The 21911-nt window shown below is 38.2% G+C and carries 28 protein-coding genes and 1 pseudogene; 19 read left to right on the top strand and 10 right to left on the bottom strand.

Annotated elements, in window-relative coordinates; translation table 11 throughout:
* Nucleotides 1-58: 58 nt before the first annotated feature.
* Nucleotides 59-2092 (top strand): Na+/H+ antiporter, encoded by a 2034-nt coding sequence (locus ACN6NE_RS26345; protein WP_129710238.1) that lies wholly within the window; start codon nt 59-61, stop codon nt 2090-2092.
* Between the two features lie 47 nt (nt 2093-2139).
* Here ACN6NE_RS26345 and ACN6NE_RS26340 read toward each other — a convergent pair whose 3' ends face one another.
* Nucleotides 2140-2676 carry a histidine phosphatase family protein gene (locus ACN6NE_RS26340; RefSeq protein WP_474328232.1) on the bottom strand — a complete coding sequence of 179 codons (537 nt, stop codon included), beginning with the start codon at nt 2674-2676 and terminating at the stop codon, nt 2140-2142.
* Nucleotides 2677-2939: 263 nt separating this feature from the next.
* On the opposite strand from ACN6NE_RS26340, the gene ACN6NE_RS26335 reads away from it, so the two are divergent.
* Nucleotides 2940-3821 carry a M23 family metallopeptidase gene (locus ACN6NE_RS26335; protein ID WP_129710234.1) on the top strand — a complete coding sequence of 294 codons (882 nt, stop codon included), beginning with the start codon at nt 2940-2942 and terminating at the stop codon, nt 3819-3821.
* Nucleotides 3822-3851: 30 nt separating this feature from the next.
* Here ACN6NE_RS26335 and ACN6NE_RS26330 read toward each other — a convergent pair whose 3' ends face one another.
* Entirely contained in the window at nt 3852-4310 is a 459-nt protein-coding gene (locus ACN6NE_RS26330) for a hypothetical protein (protein ID WP_129710232.1), read from the bottom strand.
* A 178-nt stretch (nt 4311-4488) separates the two neighbouring features.
* On the opposite strand from ACN6NE_RS26330, the gene ACN6NE_RS26325 reads away from it, so the two are divergent.
* Both ACN6NE_RS26325 and ACN6NE_RS26320 read left to right on the top strand, forming a co-directional pair.
* Nucleotides 4489-4716 (top strand): hypothetical protein, encoded by a 228-nt coding sequence (locus tag ACN6NE_RS26325; RefSeq protein WP_474328229.1) that lies wholly within the window; start codon nt 4489-4491, stop codon nt 4714-4716.
* A 30-nt stretch (nt 4717-4746) separates the two neighbouring features.
* Nucleotides 4747-5106 carry a hypothetical protein gene (locus tag ACN6NE_RS26320; protein ID WP_129710230.1) on the top strand — a complete coding sequence of 120 codons (360 nt, stop codon included), beginning with the start codon at nt 4747-4749 and terminating at the stop codon, nt 5104-5106.
* Nucleotides 5107-5150: 44 nt separating this feature from the next.
* Here ACN6NE_RS26320 and ACN6NE_RS26315 read toward each other — a convergent pair whose 3' ends face one another.
* Nucleotides 5151-5381: a hypothetical protein gene (locus tag ACN6NE_RS26315; RefSeq protein ID WP_013057513.1), complete on the bottom strand. Its 231-nt coding sequence runs from the start codon at nt 5379-5381 to the stop codon at nt 5151-5153.
* A 263-nt stretch (nt 5382-5644) separates the two neighbouring features.
* On the opposite strand from ACN6NE_RS26315, the gene ACN6NE_RS26310 reads away from it, so the two are divergent.
* Complete coding sequence (locus ACN6NE_RS26310; RefSeq protein WP_129710228.1) at nt 5645-6157, top strand: P-loop NTPase family protein; 513 nt, start codon at nt 5645-5647, stop codon at nt 6155-6157.
* Nucleotides 6158-6234: 77 nt separating this feature from the next.
* Here the strand turns inward: ACN6NE_RS26310 and ACN6NE_RS26305 are convergent, their stop codons facing one another.
* Nucleotides 6235-6906: a glyoxalase gene (locus ACN6NE_RS26305; protein ID WP_129710226.1), complete on the bottom strand. Its 672-nt coding sequence runs from the start codon at nt 6904-6906 to the stop codon at nt 6235-6237.
* Between the two features lie 39 nt (nt 6907-6945).
* Nucleotides 6946-7347, bottom strand: coding sequence for a hypothetical protein (locus ACN6NE_RS26300; protein ID WP_474328225.1), 402 nt, complete (start codon nt 7345-7347; stop codon nt 6946-6948).
* Nucleotides 7348-7476: 129 nt separating this feature from the next.
* Between ACN6NE_RS26300 and ACN6NE_RS26295 the strand changes: the two genes are divergently transcribed.
* Nucleotides 7477-8715, top strand: a complete 1239-nt coding sequence (locus tag ACN6NE_RS26295) for an MFS transporter (RefSeq protein WP_474328223.1) — start codon at nt 7477-7479, stop codon at nt 8713-8715.
* Nucleotides 8712-9140 carry a GNAT family N-acetyltransferase gene (locus ACN6NE_RS26290; protein WP_474328221.1) on the top strand — a complete coding sequence of 143 codons (429 nt, stop codon included), beginning with the start codon at nt 8712-8714 and terminating at the stop codon, nt 9138-9140. Before ACN6NE_RS26295 ends, ACN6NE_RS26290 begins: the two co-directional genes overlap by 4 nt.
* A 123-nt stretch (nt 9141-9263) precedes the next feature.
* Here the strand turns inward: ACN6NE_RS26290 and ACN6NE_RS26285 are convergent, their stop codons facing one another.
* Together ACN6NE_RS26285 and ACN6NE_RS26280 are read right to left on the bottom strand one after the other, a co-directional pair.
* Nucleotides 9264-10175: a DMT family transporter gene (locus ACN6NE_RS26285; protein ID WP_129710220.1), complete on the bottom strand. Its 912-nt coding sequence runs from the start codon at nt 10173-10175 to the stop codon at nt 9264-9266.
* Between the two features lie 167 nt (nt 10176-10342).
* Nucleotides 10343-10489, bottom strand: a complete 147-nt coding sequence (locus ACN6NE_RS26280) for a hypothetical protein (protein ID WP_165351754.1) — start codon at nt 10487-10489, stop codon at nt 10343-10345.
* Nucleotides 10490-10714: 225 nt separating this feature from the next.
* On the opposite strand from ACN6NE_RS26280, the pseudogene ACN6NE_RS26275 reads away from it, so the two are divergent.
* Nucleotides 10715-10886, top strand: a pseudogene (locus tag ACN6NE_RS26275) (helix-turn-helix domain-containing protein); the annotation flags it as partial.
* Between the two features lie 15 nt (nt 10887-10901).
* Nucleotides 10902-11246 carry a hypothetical protein gene (locus ACN6NE_RS26270; protein ID WP_438616527.1) on the top strand — a complete coding sequence of 115 codons (345 nt, stop codon included), beginning with the start codon at nt 10902-10904 and terminating at the stop codon, nt 11244-11246.
* A 36-nt stretch (nt 11247-11282) separates the two neighbouring features.
* Here ACN6NE_RS26270 and ACN6NE_RS26265 read toward each other — a convergent pair whose 3' ends face one another.
* On the bottom strand, nt 11283-11615 hold the full coding sequence (locus ACN6NE_RS26265; protein WP_129710218.1) for a hypothetical protein: 333 nt from the start codon (nt 11613-11615) through the stop codon (nt 11283-11285).
* 198 nt (nt 11616-11813) lie between these two features.
* Between ACN6NE_RS26265 and ACN6NE_RS26260 the strand changes: the two genes are divergently transcribed.
* The 6 genes from ACN6NE_RS26260 (at nt 11814) to ACN6NE_RS26235 (ending at nt 16281) form a co-directional block, all read left to right on the top strand.
* Nucleotides 11814-12275 (top strand): hypothetical protein, encoded by a 462-nt coding sequence (locus ACN6NE_RS26260; RefSeq protein WP_474328217.1) that lies wholly within the window; start codon nt 11814-11816, stop codon nt 12273-12275.
* A 22-nt stretch (nt 12276-12297) separates the two neighbouring features.
* A complete protein-coding gene (locus ACN6NE_RS26255) occupies nt 12298-12861 on the top strand; it encodes an EAL domain-containing protein (protein WP_474328215.1) in 564 nt (187 codons plus the stop codon).
* 172 nt (nt 12862-13033) lie between these two features.
* Nucleotides 13034-14278 carry a YeeE/YedE family protein gene (locus ACN6NE_RS26250; protein ID WP_474328213.1) on the top strand — a complete coding sequence of 415 codons (1245 nt, stop codon included), beginning with the start codon at nt 13034-13036 and terminating at the stop codon, nt 14276-14278.
* Nucleotides 14279-14574: 296 nt separating this feature from the next.
* Nucleotides 14575-15681: a CapA family protein gene (locus tag ACN6NE_RS26245; RefSeq protein WP_474328211.1), complete on the top strand. Its 1107-nt coding sequence runs from the start codon at nt 14575-14577 to the stop codon at nt 15679-15681.
* A 92-nt stretch (nt 15682-15773) separates the two neighbouring features.
* On the top strand, nt 15774-15959 hold the full coding sequence (locus ACN6NE_RS26240; protein WP_050690497.1) for a DUF4083 family protein: 186 nt from the start codon (nt 15774-15776) through the stop codon (nt 15957-15959).
* Between the two features lie 100 nt (nt 15960-16059).
* On the top strand, nt 16060-16281 hold the full coding sequence (locus ACN6NE_RS26235) for a hypothetical protein (RefSeq protein ID WP_129710210.1): 222 nt from the start codon (nt 16060-16062) through the stop codon (nt 16279-16281).
* Here ACN6NE_RS26235 and ACN6NE_RS26230 read toward each other — a convergent pair.
* Nucleotides 16278-16700 (bottom strand): RrF2 family transcriptional regulator, encoded by a 423-nt coding sequence (locus ACN6NE_RS26230; RefSeq protein ID WP_474328208.1) that lies wholly within the window; start codon nt 16698-16700, stop codon nt 16278-16280. The genes ACN6NE_RS26235 and ACN6NE_RS26230 overlap by 4 nt on opposite strands.
* 194 nt (nt 16701-16894) lie before the next feature.
* Here ACN6NE_RS26230 and ACN6NE_RS26225 point away from each other — a divergent pair, with 194 nt between their 5' ends.
* The 4 genes from ACN6NE_RS26225 to ACN6NE_RS26210 all read left to right on the top strand — a co-directional run bounded on the left by ACN6NE_RS26225 (nt 16895) and on the right by ACN6NE_RS26210 (nt 20970).
* Complete coding sequence (locus ACN6NE_RS26225) at nt 16895-17371, top strand: cysteine dioxygenase (protein WP_129710206.1); 477 nt, start codon at nt 16895-16897, stop codon at nt 17369-17371.
* A gap of 51 nt (nt 17372-17422) precedes the next feature.
* Nucleotides 17423-18856 (top strand): 4-hydroxyphenylacetate 3-hydroxylase family protein, encoded by a 1434-nt coding sequence (locus tag ACN6NE_RS26220; RefSeq protein WP_474328206.1) that lies wholly within the window; start codon nt 17423-17425, stop codon nt 18854-18856.
* A 170-nt stretch (nt 18857-19026) separates the two neighbouring features.
* Nucleotides 19027-19512, top strand: a complete 486-nt coding sequence (locus ACN6NE_RS26215) for a GNAT family N-acetyltransferase (RefSeq protein WP_129710202.1) — start codon at nt 19027-19029, stop codon at nt 19510-19512.
* A 126-nt stretch (nt 19513-19638) separates the two neighbouring features.
* Complete coding sequence (locus ACN6NE_RS26210) at nt 19639-20970, top strand: TIGR00366 family protein (protein WP_014459643.1); 1332 nt, start codon at nt 19639-19641, stop codon at nt 20968-20970.
* Nucleotides 20971-21040: 70 nt separating this feature from the next.
* Here the strand turns inward: ACN6NE_RS26210 and ACN6NE_RS26205 are convergent, their stop codons facing one another.
* Nucleotides 21041-21880, bottom strand: a complete 840-nt coding sequence (locus ACN6NE_RS26205; protein ID WP_474328202.1) for an SDR family oxidoreductase — start codon at nt 21878-21880, stop codon at nt 21041-21043.
* Nucleotides 21881-21911 lie beyond the last annotated feature (31 nt).

The raw sequence follows: 21911 nt of genomic DNA, 5'->3' as shown, positions 1-21911 counted from the left end.
AAGAGATAACGTGATACCTTTAAAAGGATGTAAATAGAAGTAGGAGTCGATTGTTTTTATGGAATTTTTCCTGACGATATTAGTCTTATTGGCTTTGATTGGTCTATCTAATATCATTAATCATTTTGTTCCATTTATTCCTGTTCCATTAGTTCAAATAGCTTTGGGAGCAGGGCTTGCTATCTTACCATTTGGCGGAGATGTACATTTAGAGCCTGAGTTATTTTTTATTTTATTTATTGCCCCGCTATTATTTAATGATGGGAAAAACGTGTCAAGAGCTGCTCTTTGGAAGCTTCGTACACCTATTTTATTACTAGCGCTGGGACTGGTTTTTGTAACGGTGGCAGTAGGGGGATATCTAATCAATTGGCTCATCCCTTCCATTCCGTTACCGGCGGCATTTGCACTAGCCGCTATTTTGTCCCCAACAGATGTAGTGGCTGTTGGAGCTATGGCGAGCCGAGTAAAACTGCCTAAACGAATTATGCATTTGCTTGAAGGCGAAGGGCTGATGAATGATGCCTCTGGTCTTGTAGCGTTTCAAGTAGCAGTAGCTGCTACCGTAACGGGCGTCTTTTCGATAGTAGATGCTACATTTCAGTTCCTTTGGGTAGCGCTGGGCGGTTTGTTTGTAGGAGCATTTATCGCTTTTCTGATTATTAGACTGCGCGTACTTGTTCGACGTTTAGGAATGGAAGACATTACGATTCATATGTTAATACAAATTCTAACTCCATTTGTTGTCTTCTACATTGCTGAACATTTTCATTTATCAGGAATCTTGGCAGTTGTAGCAGGCGGCATTGTGCATGCGATTGAGCGAGACCGAGAGGAGTCACCTAACCAGCAGCTTAAAGTAGTATCAAAAAGTACTTGGACGGTTATTTTATATTTGTTAAATGGCTTGGTGTTTGTACTGCTTGGTCTGCAAATACCAAAAGTGGCGAAAGCAATTATTCAAGATCCAAACTTTAATAATGGACAAGTGCTTCTTTATATTTTGATTATTACTGTCTTTTTGTTTGTACTACGATTTATTTGGGTGATGGTGTCATGGTCAGTAGGCTGGTATTACAAAAATAACAAGCATCTAAAACCTGAGCCTCGGTCTATTGGCATTATTACGGTTTCAGGTGTACGAGGAGCTGTTACGTTAGCCGGAGCGTTTTCGATTCCTTATACGCTTGATAACGGCAGTGATTTTCCGGAACGCTCTCTGATTATTTTTCTAGCAGCAGGCGTTATATTGTTAACCTTAGTTGCGGCAAGTATTCTTTTACCTGTCATTGCGAAAACAGAAAAGGCGCCGAAGAAGCCTGAGCGCAATACAAAAGAGGTTAAAGCACGCATTAAAGTGCACAAAGCTGCTATTCAGCGGTTAAAAAGGGAAATGACCGAGGAAAATCGTGGAGCAGCCCTTTCGTTAATTTCAACGTATAATACAACGATTAATAACATCATCGTTAAAACTCATCCTTTAGAAGCCTCTGAAAACAAACAGTATGAAGAAGAAATTCGATTGCTGGCTCTTCAGGCCAAAGGGAAATTGGTGGAAAAGCTATTAAAAGAGGAAAAAATAGACCGTGAGACAGCGTATATTTGTTTGGAACATACGCACAAGCTTGAAATGGCTGTAACCAATCGTGTAAGGTACAAATTATTGGTGAGCTGGATGAGGTTTAAAAAAGTTTTATTATTACTAGTCCGAATTTTTTCACCGAATAAGCAGGCGTTAAGAAAACAAAGCTTGCGAAGAAGAAGCAAAGTGAATAAAGTACGTATTCAAATGATTGAAGAAGCGATAAAGGTCATTAAAGAAAATATGAACGAAGAAAATCGAATGATTTCACTTGCTATTATTAGTGAATACCATAGATCCATGGCAAGACTTAGAAAAGAGAGTACGGAGTATAATTCACGCAAACGTAAAAAAGCAACGAGAGATTTATGTTATAAAGCGTTTCATACCGAGCGGGAAACAGTACAAGAACTTTATGAAAAAGGAGAAATCACGCGTGAAATCGCTCATAATATCCGAAAAGATATCGCTTTGCGTGAAGCATTAACAATTGAAGAAAATGGTTATTAAAAAGTCGCAGAGAGTAGTCTCTGCGACTTTTTCTAGTAAGTTTCATTCTATTGCTTTTCAAAAAGATAAAGCTTTCCGTTAACAGCAATATCAAACCGAGGCCCTTTAAAGCCGCGTTTTATAAGTTCTTTACGCATAAACTTCATAATTCCTCCGTGGCTGACAATCAGCAAATCGTCTTCTGACTCAGAAATAGCGCGATCTAGCACTGCTGCTACTTTTCTCTTAGCCTCAGCCATATCTTTACGAGCTTGTTTGTTGATGAGTCCGGACAAGCGAAACAGTAATACCCATGGGATAAAAGGAAGTTTGAATTTTACTGGAATAATAGGCATAGGTATTTCTCTAAGTTCCGAAAGAAGAGTGATCTCTTGTTTATAAATATGCTTTGCCGTTTTATGTGCACGCGGCATATCGCTTGAAAAACAGCGTTTCCATTCAATATTATTTAAATCAGTCTCTCCATACGTAATATCTGATTCATCATATTCCTGAAACCAAGTTACTAGTTCATCGGTGGATAAGCGGTGATTTTCTGGAAGCCCTTTGTTTACTTTGTAATGACGTACTAATGCTACTTTCATTGTATGATCTCCTTAAAAGCTAAGCGCCAAAAACGCATACTCGGCGCAGCTTGATTTTCTTATTTAACATTATTTTCATCATGCTGCACCTCCTTTCAAATATTTGTAAAATAAGTATAAAATGCATTGGGAAAATTGTAAATACGGCATAGAAGAAGATTTTGGGATAGAATAAATGGAAAATGAAACCTTTTTACAACATAAAACGTATTACTTATAGATAATTCAAACAAATTGAAATACATATAAAAGGGTGGATTACAATGATGGATACAGAGAGAAAAGTGAACATCAGAGAAGAGTTTGGAACTTTATTTGCAGAAGGAGATTTTAACAAGCTTTATGCTTATGTAAGCGAAGAATTTAAACGTCAAGTTTCAATTCAGCAATTTTTGGACCAGGGTGAATTGTTTAATCAAGGAGAACAGTTCTATAGACTAGAAACAAATCTTCATTTAACTCCTCAAATTGAACAGTTTATTTGGATGAATCATAAGCAAACAAAAGCAATCAGCGTTATGTTTGATGAACATAGCATTATTCAAGCACTTGTGCTTGCTCCTATAGAATCATTTTCAGATAGAGACCAGTGGAGTACAAACAAATATACGATGCCAATTCAAAGCGAGTGGTTTGTTTACTGGGGAGGAAAGAATGAGGTATTGAACTATCACTATTCAGTTGAAAACCAAAGGTATGCGTATGATTTAGTCGTGCGAAAAGGAAAGCAAAGCTATAAAAATGATGGAATGAAAAACGAAGATTACTATGCCTATGGAAAAAAAGTTGTAGCGCCGCTTGAAGGAGTCGTTATCACAGCAGTTGATGGCCAAGAAGATAATGAAATCGGACAGACAAATAATAAAAGTCCTTTTGGAAATCACGTTGTCATTGAGCATGAAGGAAAAGAATACAGTGTGCTTGCCCATTTGAAAAAAGGATCGGTTTCTGTGAAAAAAGGAGACGTGGTTCGTAAAGGAACGCTGCTTGGAAGGTGTGGAAATTCGGGGAATTCATCCGAGCCCCACATTCATTTTCACGTTATGGATGCCTCTGACATCGAAACTTCAAAAAGTTTGCGAATTCAGTTTCATGCAGCTGTTGAACCGATTCGAGGAGATACGGTCATTCCATTTTTCTATTAATTAAAAAGCCACAGCGTTTGCTGTGGCTTTTTATGCAAGGCTTTCCTCAAATATAAAGTCAAGCAGCCGTTGAAACAAGTAAAGGATAATGGCTACGGAAGTCATGACAAGGAAAAGCCCAAAATGATTGATATCATACAGATTATAAAGCCCGATTTTAGCGAGAAAAGGAACAATGATATAACCATGAATTAAATCTAAAATAACGTTAACAATTATGTACAAGATAAATCCGGGATACGTGAGGTAAAAGACAAAGATCGTAATCACAATATGAAGGCAATAAATCGTTGCTCCCATGCTAGTAAGAAAAAATACGTTTTCTTGAACCGTCCACCAGTGCATTTTTTCCGCTATTTGATAGGCGATTGTCATCATTAATGCAGCAAATAACCCTACAGTAAAAAATCGTTTAACACGCTGTTTATCAAGCAGCAGCAGTAAAAACCATGGAATAACAAGAATCCCCCATAATATCATTTGCTTCATTCATCTTCCCACCTTTCATTTATCAGTAGTTCTTAGTGTAAGAAAGTATTGTAAAAATATACATTTGGGCAAAGAGAACGTTTACAATAAGGGATCTTATCTATATCCTAGTTATTGGAAACGAATTACAGCAAAGCAAATAATTGAAACAAGCCGTATTCAAGGAGATATTGCTGTGGTGAGCGTATACAAGAACGCCCTGGAAATGGATTTAGCAGCGATGCATTTTAAAGAAATTTCATTAATTACAACGAGATGCTATACAAAGGAAGGGTTTCAGACAGCTATCAATTTATTGGCAAGCGGTAAAACGCGCAGCAGGCAAATCATTGAACGTATTCCCGCAGGTAGATGGGGGATGGCTAGGAAGATAACGCATGAACGAATGAATTTTTTCATATCATGAACAAACTTAATTAAAAGGAGCGTTCGTGGTATGAAAAGGTGGATGTTAAATGTGAGTATTGCTGTCACAGTGCTCATAACTGCTTGGGCGGTGTATACAAAGCCTGAAGAGAAAGAGGTTTCGCTATTTTCTTACGATCAGCCTTCTATAGTTGTTCAAAAAGAAAGCACAGACTTTGAAAAAGCGTTAAAAGCTTTTTTGACGCAGCATGGCTTTCAAGAAGTTAGGGTGCTGAATAACTATGCGGAAGCTCAAATTCTGATTCTTCTGCCCCGCGAACACCTTTCTTCCCATAAGAAAAGAGAAATTCAGCAAATGGTAAATCAAGTTGCCAAACAGTATCACGTTAATCCTGATGTAGTTAATGTTCAGTTATATGAAAAAAAGTAAAAAGCCTTTTAGAAAGGGGAATCCCCCTTAATAAAAGGCTTTTTTTACTCTTTTTTCTTCTCTTGTTCAGCGAGCTCTTCTTGTCTTTTAAAATGTGATTTTCCTAACGCATACACAAAACTAAAAAACAAAGGAAGTAAAATAGTCAGCAGCACAAGGCGGGTAAGCATATCGCCCAGATCATTTCTTGTTAAGTAAATATTAATAGCTGCAATGACAATATAAATAAAAATACCGAGGTTTCGTAAAAATCTCTTTAGCATAGATGCATTCATTTTTTTCACCTTACTTTTATATACTCACATTTAAGGTAAAGGAAACGATTCATAAAAGCAACCTATTTACTACAAAGCAAGAAGGAATATAGGAATTTATAATGAATATTTATAGGTTGCCTGAAAATCATGGAAATAAAAAACCTAGCATGACGCTGTTTTATAAAGCAGCCCGCTCCGAGTACACTGAATGCGCCGAGTCAGCTATAAACAGTTGCCTTCTCTTCAATCAGCTTTATTTCTTAAAAAGGTAAGGTGATAAGATGAAAAGAGTACTGGTAATGGGCGTTTCTCCAGGAGTAGGAAAGTCTACATTTGCCAAGAAATTAGGGGAAAAGCTTGATCTAGAAGTATATCATTTAGACAGCCTGTATTGGCAGCCTGGCTGGACGGAAAGAGACAATGATAGCTTTAGAGAATTGCAGGAGCACATTGTAAAAAAAGACAGCTGGATTATCGATGGGAACTACAGCAATTCGTATGACCTGCGAGTGAAGCGTGCAGATACCGTTATTTATTTAGAGCTGCCGCTAATCGTTTGTGTGTACCGAGTAATAAAGCGGAGAATCGTATATGCAAGAAAAACGCGTGAGGATATGGCAAAAGGATGCCCTGAAAAAGTAGATTGGTCATTTTTTACGTTTATTCTTACTACGTATCGAGAGCGGCAAAAAAAGATGAGAAACCGGTTTGAAAAGCTTAAAAATGATGAGGATTGCAAGGTTTTTATGCTGATGAACAGAAAGGACATCGAGAACTATATACAAAACCTATAGGGGGAGCATGAGCTGAATTTTGAACAAAAATAGCCACGTAACAAGTTTACTTGTTACGTGGCCTTATTGAAAAAAAATCATTCTTGCGTAATCTTCAACATTCCTTTTTCATCGAGCGCAACCGTTAGAGAATGATTGACCTTTACCATTAATGGATGAACTTCAGAGTCTCGGTTCGAAAAAAACCACCGTCTTTTAGGCGCACCTACAAGAAAAAACGCACTGCCGCTTCCTAAAAAATTAAATGTATTGTTTAATAGCCTGTTGTTGCGCACGGTGATACCGGAGTTAATAAGCTGTGTCCCTACAGAGTGGACATGAGGAGTTGTCAAGTTGATTTCTCCTATGCTTAAAAGCGACTTAGAAGAAAAGGGGACCTTGGATGAAGGGCAGTCCGAATGTCTTGAAATATATTCAACAATATTATGAGCAGGGTCTTCAAAATAAAACGAATGAGCATCAAATGCTTCAAAATAAATCTCATCTTTCTTCTCTTCCGTATTGAGGAAGACTCTCTGAGTAGCCCATTGCTTTGCTTCCATAAAGCGGTTTGCTGGAACATTAAAAGCAAAATGGTAAAAGGGCTTTGTATGTAGAGAACTTTCTTTAAAGGTTAGCTCACTTTCACCAACCTTGATGGAAAAAGAACGCGGTGAAGCGGCGGTTAATGGAAAATCGAGAGAATTTACATAAAAATCCTTCATTGTGTCCAATAAGTGGGTGTACAGGACAGCTTGATTAATAATCATAAACCATTCCTCCTCGTTTAAGCGTTGTCTAAAATGGTATTACACAAATCTTTCGCTCTCTTTTTGATTACTGCTTTTCCAGTGAAGCTGAAAAGAGCCTTTATGCTCGAATCCTACAAAATTAATACGATATCTCCTCGTTTTTTCAGGTGTTAAATAAAGAGAGTTATTAGTGATTTCAAAAAATCGTGTCTGTTTTGGATCTTCTACGTACAGGGACAGGTCTCCGCTTTTGGTGTTTTTAGATAGCGTAAAAGCGTAGGTTACGCCTTTTTTGAGTTTAATGCTCCGGGAGTAGCGGCCCGTAAAGCTGTCGTATTCGCCAAAGAAAACCTCATTTCGTTCCTTTTTTATTTTGCCTCCTACAATTTGATTTTCCTGACCGTTAAAGTTAATAAGTAAAAAAGCGATAAGAACAATAAGAAAACTATATTTAAACATAAAAACCTCCATCTACTAAATTATAGATAGTTTTGGATTTCGTCAAATAGTGTTATAGTTTAAAAGGGAAAAATTAACAAAAACGAATTATCTTTTTGCATGTTACGTTTAACAGAAAGGAGAAAAGAATTGACTCAGCGTTTTTATCTTTTAGCAGCAAGTCAAGTAACCGCAAATGTAGGTTTTGTTCTTTATACAATGGCCGTCACTTCTTATATAAAGGAAAATACCGGTTCAACAGCTCTTGCGTCGATGATTACAGTGACGAGCTTACTTGCACGGCTCCTTAGCGGCCTTAGTGTACCTTTACTAGCCGATACGTATAAATCGATTCACATTATGCGGTCTGTTCAAATGATGCAGATAGGGATGCTTATTGGATTGTATGTGCTGCTTACACAAGAATTTACAGTTACAGTACTAACGATGGGTTTTATCATTGTTGGAATCATTTCTTTTTTCAACGGCTTTTTTTCCATTTTTAAAACGTCAGTTGTACGCAGCTTAGTAAATGATAGTCAAAGAATGCAGGCGAATAGCTTGCTTTCAATAATTGACCAAACTTTTCTGTTTGCAGGGTGGTCGCTTGGTGGTTTCGTTTTGTCCTTAACGGGATCCACTCAGTCTCTATTTATAACGGCAGGTCTTCTATCGATCTCATTTGTTTGCTTACTGTTTATAAAAGAAGTCCATACATACAAACAAACACAAAATCGAAGAGCGGCAAAACTAATGGAAGGATGGCGCTTTTTATGGATACATAAACGCATCAGAGCCCTCGTTATAATGGACATAATTGAATCACTCGTTGGAACCATTTGGATTGGAGCTATTACTCTTTCTTTTGTGAAAGAAGTGCTTGAAAAAGGAGAAGCGTGGTGGGGATATATAAACGGTGCGTATTATTTTGGAAGCATAGTCGGAGGAATTATTGTGTACCGAATGTCTTCTATGGTAAAAGGAAGGCTTTTGCTTTTTATGTTCTTAGGCTCACTCGGTTATGCTGTTTTAACCGGTTTTTACGGTCTAGTAACGAACCCGTATCTAGCTTTAGTACTTTTGATAATGATGGGTCCTGCCTATCAGCTTCGAGACGTAGCTCAGGAAACCATTTATCAAAATACCTGCAGCAATAATGGGATGCTTCCTAAAGTAATAGCGGCAAAATCAACTCTTGTCCAGGCTATGTTTATACTTTCCCTCGCATTTGTCGGGACAGTAGCCGATCTGTTTGGGGTAAGGTTTGTATATCTATTTTCAAGCTTCATTTTGCTGTTGACAGCTCTAACAGGCATGGCAGCATTAATGTATAACAAGCATTCTATCGAAATAGACAAGACACCTGCTGAACGGAGAGGAGGTATATGAGAATCATCAGGCTAACGTATCTTATGGAGCATGATATAAAAGAGCTGTTAATAGAAAGCCAGGAGGGAGGCTTTTTCTTTCTTACAAAGCTAGTAGCGGAGTATAAAAACGTGCAAAACGTATTTAACAAAACAGGCGAAAGGTTGTGGGGCGTTTACGGTGAACAAAACAAATTAACTGGCGTGGCCGGCCTTAATCAAAATCCTTACAGCCAGTATGTTAACGCTGGAAGAGTAAGGAGGTTTTATGTTTCAGCTCAGTTTCGCAGAAAGGGTATAGGCAAACGACTTTTAAAAGAAATTATTCACTATGCAGAGAATTATTACGACAGTCTCGTTCTCTATACAGACACGGACGAAGCGAAGTTATTTTATGAACGAAACGGTTTTAAACGCGTATACAATCAGCATAAAATTATAAACTGAAAAATGTTCATTCATCAACCTAACGGGTGTTTAATTCAATTAGGGCATTAAAATAGTATACTAATAACGCTCAGAAAAAATCTGAGCGTTATTAGCATGCATCAGCTGAACCCATTACTCTTTTTAATTTGCTTTTTTAAGTTTAAGAGCTGTTTTAGGACCAGGGCTTTTTTTGACAATATACAAACCGCTAAAAATAATAAGTCCTCCAAGCAGCTGCATAGCATTGATGGTCTCTCCAATGGCTACAGCAGCAAAAACAACGGCGAACAAAGGAATAACATACATGTAGACCATTACTTTTGTAGAGCCAATTTTTCCAATTCCTACATACCACATCACCAGCCCGTACACCGTCACGAACAACACAGAGTATGCCAGAGAGCTCCAGCTGCCTATATCTGTTGGCCAGATAAGCGTTTGATAGGTGAAAAGACAGTAGACAGTAAGCGGAATAGCTCCTATTAAAGCAGACCAGGCAGTCACGCGCAAAGCAGAATATTTTAAGACTAAAGGTTTTGCTAAAATCGGGTACCAGCCCCAAGCAATGGCTGCCACAATCCCCATGATGTTTCCGAACCATGCAAGCTGCGACAGCGCATGACTAGAGTGACCAAACAGCAGTACAAACGCAGCCCCGAAAAAAGCAAGTATAGAGCCTAGCTGTGTTTTTAACGAAAAAGCTTCATGCTTATATAATATAGCTAAGATTCCTGTGAAAATAGGGGACATCGAAATAAGTAAAGAAGCATTTGTAGCTGTCGTATACTTAACAGATACCATAAACAGCGTTTGGTAGAGGGTAACGCCTACTATACTAACGGCTATTAAACGCCCCCAGTCTTTTTTTTCAATATGAATGCTCCGCTCTATTATTTTTGCAATAAGTAAAAGAATAGGAGCAACCGTTATAAAACGCAGTGCGCTAAATTGGATGGAGGACATATGAGCAACTCCAAATTTTCCGATTGTATAATTGGCTCCCCAAATTAACGCAACGGACAATAACATCCATTCCAGCCAGCCTTTTTTCATGTAATCACCTCAGGTAAGTATAGAAATTAAATAAGTGCGGATATCCTTAGTTACAAAGTATACAGGAAGAATTTGTGTAAAAGGCCAGCCAATTCAGCTGTTTTTATCTCATCCACTTGTTTATCATCCAAATAAAAACGCAGCTGCATTAGCTGCGTTCCCAACTGTTATCCGCATTCTTCTACCTCATCTAACCGCACGAGCTCCACTTTAAAAGAATGATTAATCGGTCGAATTTCACAGTATCCTGAATCATATACGTGAATCAGTACAAAGCGTTTTCCTTTATATAATACTTCTTTATAGGCTGTCACAAAATACACCCTTTCTTTTCATAGGTTTTGGTTGTTTTTCATTCTATGAACAAAAGGCTGGGTAATTGCCTGATATAGAAAGAAACTTTAGGGCTGGTAAAATTGCTTGGCAAAACGAGTTCGTTTATACTGTACTGTGATTCTATTTGTGTATAGGTTCTGGCTACTAGAACAGCCTTAGCACAGGGATAACGAAACAAAACAGCGGTACATAAGGAGCAGCACATGGATATTAATTATTTATATACATTTAGAAGTAGCGAAGTGGGGGAGCTATATACGAACGGGTGAGGAGTTAGGGTATGCTCAGTCAAGCGTTACCACTCATATAAAAAAGTTAGAGAATTATTAGGACCAAAAGCTATTTGAACGAACAGGACAAAAAATGAAGCTGACTTAGCCTGGTGAAGAATTGCTTTATTATGATATTCCTCACGGAGGCGGTCTTGCCATTTTGTTCCCTAATTGGCTGGAGCATGTGCTAAAAGAAGATCCTTCTTGTGTAAAACAGTTGGCTGTCAACGTATTTGGCATTGATCCAGAAGGAAAAAGAAATGAAGAAACAGCAATGGAAGGAGCAAAAGCGCTTTATACTTTCTGGAATAACTTAGGAGCCCCGAACTGTTTGCGTGACTATCATATTGACGATCGTGAATTTGCTGCCATTGTGGAAAAGCCCTTTGTAAAACCAGGTGTTGGCACTTATAAAGAGCTTGATTATGCAAGCGCTCGAGATATTTTAGAAAGATCCAAATAAAAAGACGAGCTGTCTGCTCGTCTTTTTTGTATGTACTTAATAATCCATTAGAAAATAAAGAAAAAGAAAAAAGCACAGCAAGATACATCCTGCTCCTACCGTTATTTCGGAAAAACCTTGAATAAACGTATTTTTGGGACTGCCCCCTTCATTTTGCAGCTGAAATACGCGTTTTCTTTTGCGCTCACTGATGATTACCAACGAACCAAAAACCACCGATAATAATGTAAAAAGTGGCACCACGATTAAAAACAGCTTGATGGAATACGCCCAGTACGGTATATACAGCATATAATACATTGCTCCGGTACTTAAGGCAAAGAGCGTTAAAGACAATAGAAACCACTTAGTAAAACGGTTTTTGCTCACGAATCATTCACTTCCTTATATCAAGTTCTTCATATGATCTAGACAATAAAAGACGTCTATCATTTTACCAAAACTTTTCGGTGCGTTCTATTTTAAAAGGAAAATAGGGTTTGTGAATTTCTTAAAAGTGGTATATTTCCTAGAACTATACATGTTTACATACAAAAAAACGATGGTAAATGAGGGAGAAGATGAACTATGGGGTGTGACGCGTGTCTGCCAATTAGGACGGGATATACAGTTTCTGTTCAGAAAGCAACCGGTGTAAAAGAAGTGGAAAAATACTTTAAAGATATTTCTCAAAATCAATGGAAAAATCTTGGAGAAGGTATGTTCTGGATAAAAGAAGATATCTTTTGGGTATTTATGGAGTATGTTCATCAGCATTTAGACCCTCGGCATGTGTGGGCTGTAGAAGCTACGCAGCGGCGCCCGTTTGACAACCTGCCGCGTATGGAGCCGATCACCGTTTTTCAAAAAACGAAAGATGCTTTATGGATTGATGAGCTGATTGAAGACAAGCAAATTTGCTCATATTATCAGTCGATTGTCTCAGTGGATAACGAACGCGTGAACATTATTGGCCATGAAATTTTATCAAGAGGACTAGAAGAAGATGGAACGATTATACCGCCTTTTAAAATGTTTGAAGCTGCTTAAGTAAGAAATAAAACCTTCGCCCTTGATCGAGCTTGATCGAGTCTGCCGCTTAGAAGCTGTAAAAAACGCCAGCGTTATTGATCATCAGCTGATTTTTATTAATTTTATTCCTACAGCAATATATAACCCCGAGCATTGCTTGGCCTCTACATTTGCGTTAATTAAAGAATTGAATATAAAACCAGAGCAAATAGTGTTTGAAGTTATTGAAACGGAGGATGTTCAAGATATTGAGCATTTAAAAAATATTTTGAATTATTATCGCTCCCACGGATTTAAATATGCTTTAGATGACGTAGGGGTTGGCTATAACACGCTGAAGCGGCTTTTAGAAGTTGAGCCTGATGTTGTGAAATTGGCATTTGAATTCACAAATGGAGTCAGTAAGAATGAGAAACAGAAAAAAGTCGCCCAAGAAATGTTAGCTATCACCCATAAAATGGGGGCGCAGGCTCTTGCGGAAGGGATAGAAGCAGAAGAAGATTTAAAGTGCCTTATAGAGATGGGCTATGATTTGTTTCAAGGCTATTATTTTGCAAAGCCTCAACCCACCCCTGTAGAAGAGATTCATTCTATTTACGTTTAGCAGTAAAAAGCAGAAGAACAAAAACTTCTGCTTTTTATACGATTAAAAGTAAGAATACTCAAAAAATAAACAATTCACTTTTATTTTGCTAAATAGTTTACAAAGGGAAGGAAGTGCTATAAGATGATAAATATTAATTCTTAGTATTTCTATCAGAAAAGGAGTGGATGATTTGGCACAAACGTTGCACTCATCATATAAATCAAAGCCAACCACTGTTGTAACAGAATTAAGCCCTATGCAAAAGTCGCTATTTGCAGGAGGGGTTATAGCAGCGGTTATTTTACTTCTTGCGATTGTGCTAAAGACTGATTGGACACAAGGTACTTTATTCATTATCGGTCTAACGTTAGGAATGACGCTTTTGTACGCACGCTTTGGCTTTACATCAGCATTTCGCCGACTCGTATCTGTCGGCAATGTTCAAGGCTTGCAAGCACATATGCTTATGCTAGCTATTGCTTCAACGCTGTTTGCTATTATTTTAAGTACAGGCTTTAGCTTTACAGGCGTAACGCCAAAAGGATATGTTTCACCTGTAGGAGTAAGCGTAATAGTTGGTTCGTTTATGTTTGGAATTGGAATGCAGTTAGGAAATGGATGTGCGTCAGGGACGCTGTATTCTTTAGGCGGCGGCTCTTCTTCCATGATTTTAACGCTTTTATCCTTTATCGTAGGTTCTATGTTCGGGGCGTATCATTTGCCATTTTGGCAAAAACAACCTTCGCTTCCGCCTATCTCATTAGCTGAATCGACAGGTCTTGGTTATTTTGGTGCTTGGATTGTACAGCTCATCGCGTTCGCAGCCATTTACTGGATCACCATTCAAATTGCCAAAAAGAAAAACCCGCCTATGATGAAGCAGCTTCCTACTACAAAAGGGTGGAAAAAAGTTATTCGCGGCTCTTGGCCTCTATTCACCGCAGCGATTGTGCTGGCTGTATTAAATGCATTGACGCTTGCTGTAAGAGGAAATCCTTGGGGAATTACTTCTGCTTTTGCTTTATGGGGCGGAAAAGCGATGATGGCAGCTGGGATAGATGTATCGAGCTGGGGATTTTTCCAAGGTGCGAATGGAGAAGCACTAACGCAAAGTGTGCTAGCGGATTCTACTAGCGTATTGAACTTTGGGATCATACTAGGCGCCTTCATTTCAGCGACGGCGCAAGGGACGTTCAAACCAGGAAAAATTAAGCCCGGCGTTGCAGGAGCAGCTGTTGTGGGCGGCCTGCTAATGGGGTATGGTGCCCGTCTTGCTTTTGGCTGTAACATCGGCGCTTACTTTGGCGGCATTGCTTCATTTAGTCTTCACGGCTGGGTATGGATGGTTATGGCGATGCTTGGCACAGGTTTAGCACTATTCATTCGTCCATTATTTGGACTCAAAAACCCTAAATCTAATGATTCGATTTGTTAAATATAGATAAAACCTTCTTTGCATGAGCAAAGGAGGTTTTTTTAGGTGATGTTTGAAAATCTCTATATTTTTGTAAATTCCTTGACGTTTATCAAAGATCATCAGCTTTCTTCATAGCGCTTGTATTATAAAAACCTCTTGTTTTAACTCAAAAAGAAGATGAAAATTTCCTTTTTTATAAAAATTTCACTTATTTTGCCGATATAACAGGATAATTGTATATATTTGGCGAAATGGATATGAAACACCAAGTCCATACACAGTTATCAAAACGTAAAAAGGGGTTTTAACGTTACATGAACAAGTATTTAAAAAAAGCTGTTATTTATGGAAGTTTGTGTTTTTTACTGGGAGCATGCGGAGGAGCAGGAGAACAAACGTCTTCTGAACCGCAGAAAAAAGAAGAGGCTGTAAAGTCTAAAGAAGAAGCAATAAAAAAAGAAAAAAAAGAAGGCATTAATACAACGATTAAAATTAGCGCAGCAGGAGATTTCACCTTAGGAAACGATGAAAGCTTTGGGTACGATTCTACCTTTAATGACGTAGCGGCAAAAAATGGCCTGCCGTACTTTACGCAAAATGTAAAATCGATTTTTGAACAGGATGATTTAACAACGGTTAATTTAGAAACTACGCTGACGACTGCGACAGAAAAAGCAAGTAAAACATTTCGTTTCAAAGGTGACCCTTCTTTTGTGAATATTTTAAAACAAGGAAGTATTGAAACCGTTAACTTAGCTAATAATCATACGCATGATTACTTACAGCAAGGATATGATGATACAAGAGAGAACTTAAAGAAAAGCGGGATAGGCTATTTTGGCTATGAAGATACATATATCACAGCGGTAAAAGGAGTCAAAGTAGGGTTACTTGGATATCCGGGCTGGGATGACACAAAAGAAATCAGAAGTCAGATTAAAGGAGGAATTAAGTCTTTAAAAGAAAAAGGGGCTAAAATTATCATTGTGCATTTCCACTGGGGATCTGAACGACACTACGTTCCCGATACAGCGCAGCAAGCATTGGCAAAATATACAATTGATAACGGAGCAGATTTAATTTTAGGCCATCATCCTCATGTTGTTCAAGGAATCGAAGAGTATAAAAATAAATTTATTGTCTATAGCTTAGGAAACTTTATGTTTGGTGGAAACAAAAATCCAAGTGATAAAGATACATTTGTATTTCAGCAGACGTTTACGATTAAAGATGGAAAGCTAACGACAAATAAAGACATCAATGTAATCCCATTCCGTATTTCTTCCACAACAGCGCGAAACGACTACCGACCTACGCCTTTAACAGGAGCGGAAAAGGATCGAGTGAAAAATAAACTGATTGATGTTTCCAATCACATCAAACAGGAAAAGTGGACGGTTTACGATGAAAATAGTAAGTAAAGCTCTCAGTATTGAGAGCTTTTTTTATAAACTAAAGCGAAAACAACCAAAAAAAATGATATAATGTAAAAAAATAGATTAAAGGTGGAGCTATGGTTAATACAGGTGATATTATTTTTCAAATTCTTATGCTGCTGATTCTCATAGGCGGAGCAGGGATAATTATTGCATTTATTATAGGCGTAAAAAGATTGATTCAAAGGCAGGGAGCAAATGAAAAAAGGCTTCAGCGAATAGAGCAAAGGTTAGATGATATGCTGAAAAATAAAGAGTCTTGACTATACAGAGGCACTGTCAGCATATCAGTGCTTCTGCACTTGACAATGTATAAAAAAGCAGTAAGATATGTATACATCATTTATATAGGGAGGAAGTTACATGGCAAAGTCGAAAGCAAAAAAAATGCGTGATAAAATGACGCGTGAAGGAAAAAGAAATCCAGAATTAAACCGCAGCCTGTTTGTATTTGCAGACATGGAAACGCGCAAAACCAAAACAAAGAAGGAAAAACTTCAGCATCAGCAAACAAAACATAAAAAACGATTATCAGACGGAGCGTACAGTACCGGAGATGATCGTTTTTTTGATTTGAATGGTTAATTTTTGTAAATATGACCTTTTACTAAATCTTCCAAAGTCGTATCGTCCAACAATTGTGCAATTGTATCTCTAATCAGCGCCCAAAGAGGTTTTAACAAACAATTTTTGTCTTCAAGAGGGCAGTACTCATAGGCCGTAACGCTTACACAACCCATAGGAGCAAGCGGACCTTCTAAGTCTCTGATGACTTTTCCAATCAAGATTCTACTAGGAGACTCCTTTAATGTATATCCGCCGTAAACCCCACGCTTGCTTTTTACATAACCATGGCTTTTTAATTGTAATAAAATGTGTTCAAGGTATTGAGATGAGACGAGTGTTTCACTGGAAATATCTTTAATTTGCATGAGGTCATTTTTGTTCGTAGCTAAAGTAATCAAGGCTCTTAATGCATATTCCCCTTTGCTTGAAATTTTCATAGTATGTTCATCCCCCTCTGTACGCTATTTTATGATTAAAAATACTGTGTATGCGTGGAATTTTGTCTATTTCATCTCTTAAAGTACACTTCCTTATTCATTTGTTCATATACTATTTTAAAAAGTCGACTAAGTTCATCATGTTACTTATGAATGTATTAAGGTAATTACATGGTGGAAAGAAAGGAGAAAAAATGAAATTGATTGAATCTATTAAACGTATATTTGATAACATACCCTCATATGAAGATGTGCATTTAGTACAAGCCGTTCAAGATTTAAACCTAACCATCGAAGATATCTCTGAATATGTAGTTGAACCTAAAGAATTAGAGTATGGTAGAAAGGTTATGTATAAATCTAAAGATGTGGAAGTTATAGTTGTTCATTTGCCAAGTATGGCTAAAACACTCATTCACGATCATGGCGTATCATCCGGGTGTATTTTAATAGTGGAAGGTCATGTATTAAATGTGTTATATCAGTTGAAAGACAAAGAGCCTTGTCCTATATACAACCAAGCGCAAGGATTTGCAAAAAATGATTTTTTTCTTGTTAAGAAAGATACGATTCATATGATGTATAATCCATCTACTTCTCCGACCATAACTTTTCACGTATACAGCCCTCCGCTAAAAGGCGGTACAGTCTATCATCCTCCAGCAAAATAATCCTTATTATGATCTATCGCATTATTAAAAAACGAGTGTAAGGAGAATACGATGAGTTCTGAACAAAATAAATTTATTAAAAGCCTACGAGATGAAAGAAATATTTGGTTGAATGGTAAAAAAATTGATATTACAACAGACGAGAATTTTAGCGGTACGCTTAAGACAATTTCTGAATTGTTCAGTATGCTTGACCACCCTGAGCAAAGAGAACAGGTAGGGTATCTTAGCCCTAAGACTAAGGAATTTGTCCACACGGCTTTTTACGTTCCACATTCCTATGAAGATGTAGTAAAAAGAAGAACTGCTTTTGAAACATGGAGTCAATCAACAGATGGTGTTATGAGCCGACTCTCAGATTATGCAAGGTCTAGGCTAACGGGATGGTATGCTTCTCGAGACGACTATAAAAAATTTGATAAGCACTTTCCTGAAAAACTAAAGGCTTATTATGAAAAAGCAAGAGATGAACATCTTTTCTTAAGCATCATTCAACGGGACCCTCAAATCAATCGAGCCTCTCAATCTTCTAACGACCTAAAAGATTTAGGGTTATTAAGAGTCACTAAAAAGACAAGTGACGGTGTCTTCTTGGAGGGAGCCAAAATGATTGGAACAGCCGCTCCTTACTCCAATGATTTAATTGTTTATCCTCTTTCACCACTGAAGGAAGAACAAAAATGTTTAGCACATATGCTTGTCGTAGCACCTAACTCACCTGGTCTGCACATGGTCTGTAGAGAATCATTTGCTTCCTTTAAAAAGCAGCAAGTAAATGCTCCATTAAGTACAAAATATGATGAAATGGACGCTTTATTAATTTTTGACCATGTGTTTGTACCTTGGGAGCGTGTGTTGCTTTACGATAATTCAGAAGCTTTATGGCAAATTAAATTAGATTCGGCATCTAATAGTTTAGCTTATCATCAAGCAATTGTGCGTTTATTAACCAAGCTCGAATTTGTAACAGCGATTGCTTTAGAAATAGCGGAAGTAATAGGAGCTGATGGTTATTTGCATGTACAAGAAAAAATTGGAGAACTAATCATGCAAGTAGAAACGATTCGAGCATTACTCATCGCTTCAGAAAGAGAAGGGCAAATAAATCACCACAACACGTATATTCCAAACTTTACGTACATTGAAACAGCAAGAAACCTGGGCGCTAAATACTATCCTCGGGCGCTAGAAATTTTACAGCTTATCGGAGCAGGTGGATTTATTCAGCTGCCTTCAAGTATAGAAGACTTCCAAAGTCCTTTATCTAGTTTGATGAGTAAATATTTTGCAGGAGCAAATATAGGTGCAGACAAACGCACCAAGTTATTTAAGTTAGCATGGGACCTTGTAGGAAGTCCCTTAGGATCGCGACATGAATTATATGAACGATTTTATGCAGGAGATCCTATACGTAATACAGCCAATCAATATCATCATTATGACAAACAAAAATTAAAGCAAATGGTAAAAAAATATATAGGCTAATAACTCTTTATCAAGAGAAGAGGCTAAAGCTATAAACCTATACCTATAAATGATGCACAAGATCTTTAAAAAGCTCTTCATATGATGCAGAGCTTTTTTCATTCGGTATTTAACACTGTAAACTTTCACAAAAAAACCTTATGATAGTAAAAGGAGGGGATGAAATAAGAATGCTTACTATTGAAGAAGTACCTAAAAACCAAGCGGGCGTTTTGCAAAATTTGTATTCACTTTATCTCCACGATTTATCTGCGTATACACCTTCTTTAGATATTCGCGAAGATGGAGCTTTCCATTTTGAAGAGCTGCCGCTGTTTTGGAAAGTAGAAGGCCTCTCGCCATACTTTATTAAAATAGATGATAAGCTGACGGGCTTTTTTTTACTTCTTGAACAGCCCGCACTTCAGCAAGAAGCAGATTACTGCATCAATGATTTTTTTATCTTAAACAAATACCGAGGGCAGGGCATCGCTTCCAAAACGGTAAAAGACATTTTCTCTCATCGAAAAGGAACATATATGATTATTGAGCTTGCAGGCAATAAGCGGGCTATTTCATTTTGGAAACATATTTATGAAAGCTTACATATTTCCTTTCAAGAAAAGAAAATTGAACTTGACGGAGAGCCAACTCTTATTCAAACATTTAGTGTGTAAAACCCTTCTGAAAAACAGAAGGGTTCTTTATTAAACTAAATATTAACAATTTTCAACAAATTATGTATAATTAAAGATGCTTGTCGACATTTATTCACAGGAGTATTCCTGTAAAGGAGGAGTAAAATGAAAGCGTTATCTAATTTCTTCACGGCGCTTGTGCAGCGTTTTTTACCTGATCCGTTTGTATTTGCTCTAATCCTGACGCTGATTTTATTTGTATCAGGTATTGTTTTTACTCCTCACGGGCCGATTGAAATGGTTCAGTTTTGGGGAAGTGGCTTTTGGAACCTTTTGGCATTTGCGATGCAAATGAGTTTAGTGCTTGTCACGGGACATGCGCTTGCTAGCTCGCCGCTTGTAAAGAAGTGGCTTGTGAACATAGCACTGTTAGCCAAAACTCCGGCGCAAGGGGTAATTCTTGTCACGCTCGGCGCAGCTATGGCCTGTATGATTAACTGGGGGTTTGGCTTAATTGTAGGTGCGCTGTTTGCGAAAGAAGTAGCGAAACGCGTGCCGGGATCTGATTACCGGTTTTTAATTGCCTGTGCTTACATAGGGTTTTTAACATGGCACGGAGGCTTGTCAGGTTCGATTCCTCTTGTCGCTGCTACCCCTGGAAACCCAATGGAAAAAACCGCTGGACTTATTCCGCTGTCAGACACGATTTTTACAGGATACAACTTATTTATTACCCTCGGATTATTAATTGTCCTTCCTATTATGACAAGACTGATGATGCCGACGGGAAAAGAAGTGGTAGAAATTGATCCAAGACTGTTGGCAGAAGATGAAATGGCTCCGGCTACAGTTGTTGAGACAACTTCTTCTAAGCCAACATTTGCTGTACGCATGGAGAACAGCAGATTTTTAAGTCTGACGATTGCGCTGCTTGGGTATTCATATTTAATTTATTATTTTGCTACAAACGGTTTTAAAATGGATATTAACACAGTGAATTTATTGTTTTTTACAACAGGTATTTTGCTTCACCGCACGCCTTTATCCTATATGAATGCAGTTTCTAATGCTGCGAAAGGAACCGCTGGGATTGTGATTCAGTTTCCATTTTATGCAGGTATACAAGGCATGATGGAGCTATCAGGCTTAGGCGGGAAGCTAACGAACGCCTTTATCTCGATTTCAAATGAAACGACATTTCCGTTTCTTGCGTTTTTGAGTTCCGGCGTTGTGAACTTTTTTGTTCCGTCGGGAGGAGGACACTGGGTTGTACAAGGGCCTTTTATTATGCCGGCAGCTGAACAGCTCGGCGTAGATCCGGGAGTCGCTGCGATGGCCATTGCCTACGGAGAAGCATGGATGAATATGGCGCAGCCGTTTTGGGCACTGCCTGCACTAGCTATCGCAGGACTCGGAGCACGCGATATAATGGGCTACTGCGTGACAACCTTAATTGTATCAGGCTTTATTTTTGCTATAGGACTAACGTTTTTCTAATAAGAAAAGGTCAGCTGAAAAGCTGACCTTTTTTCATTATTTTCTTCTTTTCCAAGCGTATCTATCTACTTTATAAGCCAACCTCGCACTCACTCCAGTCCCAAAATTCTTCTGCGAGCCGCTCATCTTTTGCTCTTGAAGAAGGGGGAGTCACGCGTTTTTTATAAAAATAAGCACCGCTAATATGCGTTACTTCAGGGCTATCTGCTAAATAAATAGCTGTTTCGGCACCTTCAAGAGGCGTTAAAAAGAAAGGGCGAAGCACGGCGTGAACGCTTTTTCCAAAACCCGTTTGGCGGTTAACGCCGATAGCAGTAGAAACTGCTCCCGGGTGAAGGCAATTTACGGTTATAGAAGTGTCTTTTAGCTTTTTACTTAATTGGACCGTAAATAAGTTATTTGCTAATTTAGACTGAGAGTATCCTCGCCATATTCCGAACCCTGTTGTTAAGTGAGGATTGTTGAAGTCTATTTTTCCAGACTTATGAGCACCGGAGCCAACATTTATAATGCGTCCTTGCTGAGCTTTTTTTAACGGATCTAAAAGTAAATTAGTTAATAAAAAGTGACCCAAATGATTGACACCAAGCATCATTTCGAATCCGTCTTGTGTTGTTTCACGCTTGATTGTCACAACGCCCGCGTTATTAATCAGCACATCAAGCACGCTATAGCGAGACGTAAAGTCTTCAGTGAAAGCTCGGATACTAGCGAGAGAAGCCAAGTCACAGGTCATAAGAGAGATGGAGTCCGATCCGCTTTGGCGCTTCGCTTCTTCTAAAGCGGCATTTCCTCTTTCTTCATTTTGGCACACCATAATGACTTCGAAGCCTTTTTTTGCTAATTCAATCGTTGTAGCTAGTCCCATTCCTGAATTGGCACCCGTAATTAACGCTCGTTTTGCTGTCATGAGTATGTTCCTCCCAACTACATCTTTTTTC

The organism is Priestia sp. 53B2, from assembly GCF_056099005.1.
Note: the sequence above shows the minus strand (reverse complement) of the source record. Positions and strands in the feature narration are given on the sequence as shown.

Excerpts from the sequence above, each read along its gene's own strand:
- ACN6NE_RS26345 (WP_129710238.1), top strand. The coding sequence starts at position 59 with ATGGAATTTTTCCTGACGATATTAGTCTTATTGGCTTTGATTGGTCTA.
- ACN6NE_RS26340 (WP_474328232.1), bottom strand. The coding sequence starts at position 2,676 with ATGAAAGTAGCATTAGTACGTCATTACAAAGTAAACAAAGGGCTTCCA.
- ACN6NE_RS26335 (WP_129710234.1), top strand. The coding sequence starts at position 2,940 with ATGATGGATACAGAGAGAAAAGTGAACATCAGAGAAGAGTTTGGAACT.
- ACN6NE_RS26330 (WP_129710232.1), bottom strand. The coding sequence starts at position 4,310 with ATGAAGCAAATGATATTATGGGGGATTCTTGTTATTCCATGGTTTTTA.
- ACN6NE_RS26320 (WP_129710230.1), top strand. The coding sequence starts at position 4,747 with ATGAAAAGGTGGATGTTAAATGTGAGTATTGCTGTCACAGTGCTCATA.
- ACN6NE_RS26315 (WP_013057513.1), bottom strand. The coding sequence starts at position 5,381 with ATGAATGCATCTATGCTAAAGAGATTTTTACGAAACCTCGGTATTTTT.
- ACN6NE_RS26310 (WP_129710228.1), top strand. The coding sequence starts at position 5,645 with ATGAAAAGAGTACTGGTAATGGGCGTTTCTCCAGGAGTAGGAAAGTCT.
- ACN6NE_RS26305 (WP_129710226.1), bottom strand. The coding sequence starts at position 6,906 with ATGATTATTAATCAAGCTGTCCTGTACACCCACTTATTGGACACAATG.
- ACN6NE_RS26300 (WP_474328225.1), bottom strand. The coding sequence starts at position 7,347 with ATGTTTAAATATAGTTTTCTTATTGTTCTTATCGCTTTTTTACTTATT.
- ACN6NE_RS26290 (WP_474328221.1), top strand. The coding sequence starts at position 8,712 with ATGAGAATCATCAGGCTAACGTATCTTATGGAGCATGATATAAAAGAG.
- ACN6NE_RS26285 (WP_129710220.1), bottom strand. The coding sequence starts at position 10,175 with ATGAAAAAAGGCTGGCTGGAATGGATGTTATTGTCCGTTGCGTTAATT.
- ACN6NE_RS26260 (WP_474328217.1), top strand. The coding sequence starts at position 11,814 with ATGGGGTGTGACGCGTGTCTGCCAATTAGGACGGGATATACAGTTTCT.
- ACN6NE_RS26245 (WP_474328211.1), top strand. The coding sequence starts at position 14,575 with ATGAACAAGTATTTAAAAAAAGCTGTTATTTATGGAAGTTTGTGTTTT.
- ACN6NE_RS26240 (WP_050690497.1), top strand. The coding sequence starts at position 15,774 with ATGGTTAATACAGGTGATATTATTTTTCAAATTCTTATGCTGCTGATT.
- ACN6NE_RS26235 (WP_129710210.1), top strand. The coding sequence starts at position 16,060 with ATGGCAAAGTCGAAAGCAAAAAAAATGCGTGATAAAATGACGCGTGAA.
- ACN6NE_RS26230 (WP_474328208.1), bottom strand. The coding sequence starts at position 16,700 with ATGAAAATTTCAAGCAAAGGGGAATATGCATTAAGAGCCTTGATTACT.
- ACN6NE_RS26225 (WP_129710206.1), top strand. The coding sequence starts at position 16,895 with ATGAAATTGATTGAATCTATTAAACGTATATTTGATAACATACCCTCA.
- ACN6NE_RS26220 (WP_474328206.1), top strand. The coding sequence starts at position 17,423 with ATGAGTTCTGAACAAAATAAATTTATTAAAAGCCTACGAGATGAAAGA.
- ACN6NE_RS26215 (WP_129710202.1), top strand. The coding sequence starts at position 19,027 with ATGCTTACTATTGAAGAAGTACCTAAAAACCAAGCGGGCGTTTTGCAA.
- ACN6NE_RS26210 (WP_014459643.1), top strand. The coding sequence starts at position 19,639 with ATGAAAGCGTTATCTAATTTCTTCACGGCGCTTGTGCAGCGTTTTTTA.
- ACN6NE_RS26205 (WP_474328202.1), bottom strand. The coding sequence starts at position 21,880 with ATGACAGCAAAACGAGCGTTAATTACGGGTGCCAATTCAGGAATGGGA.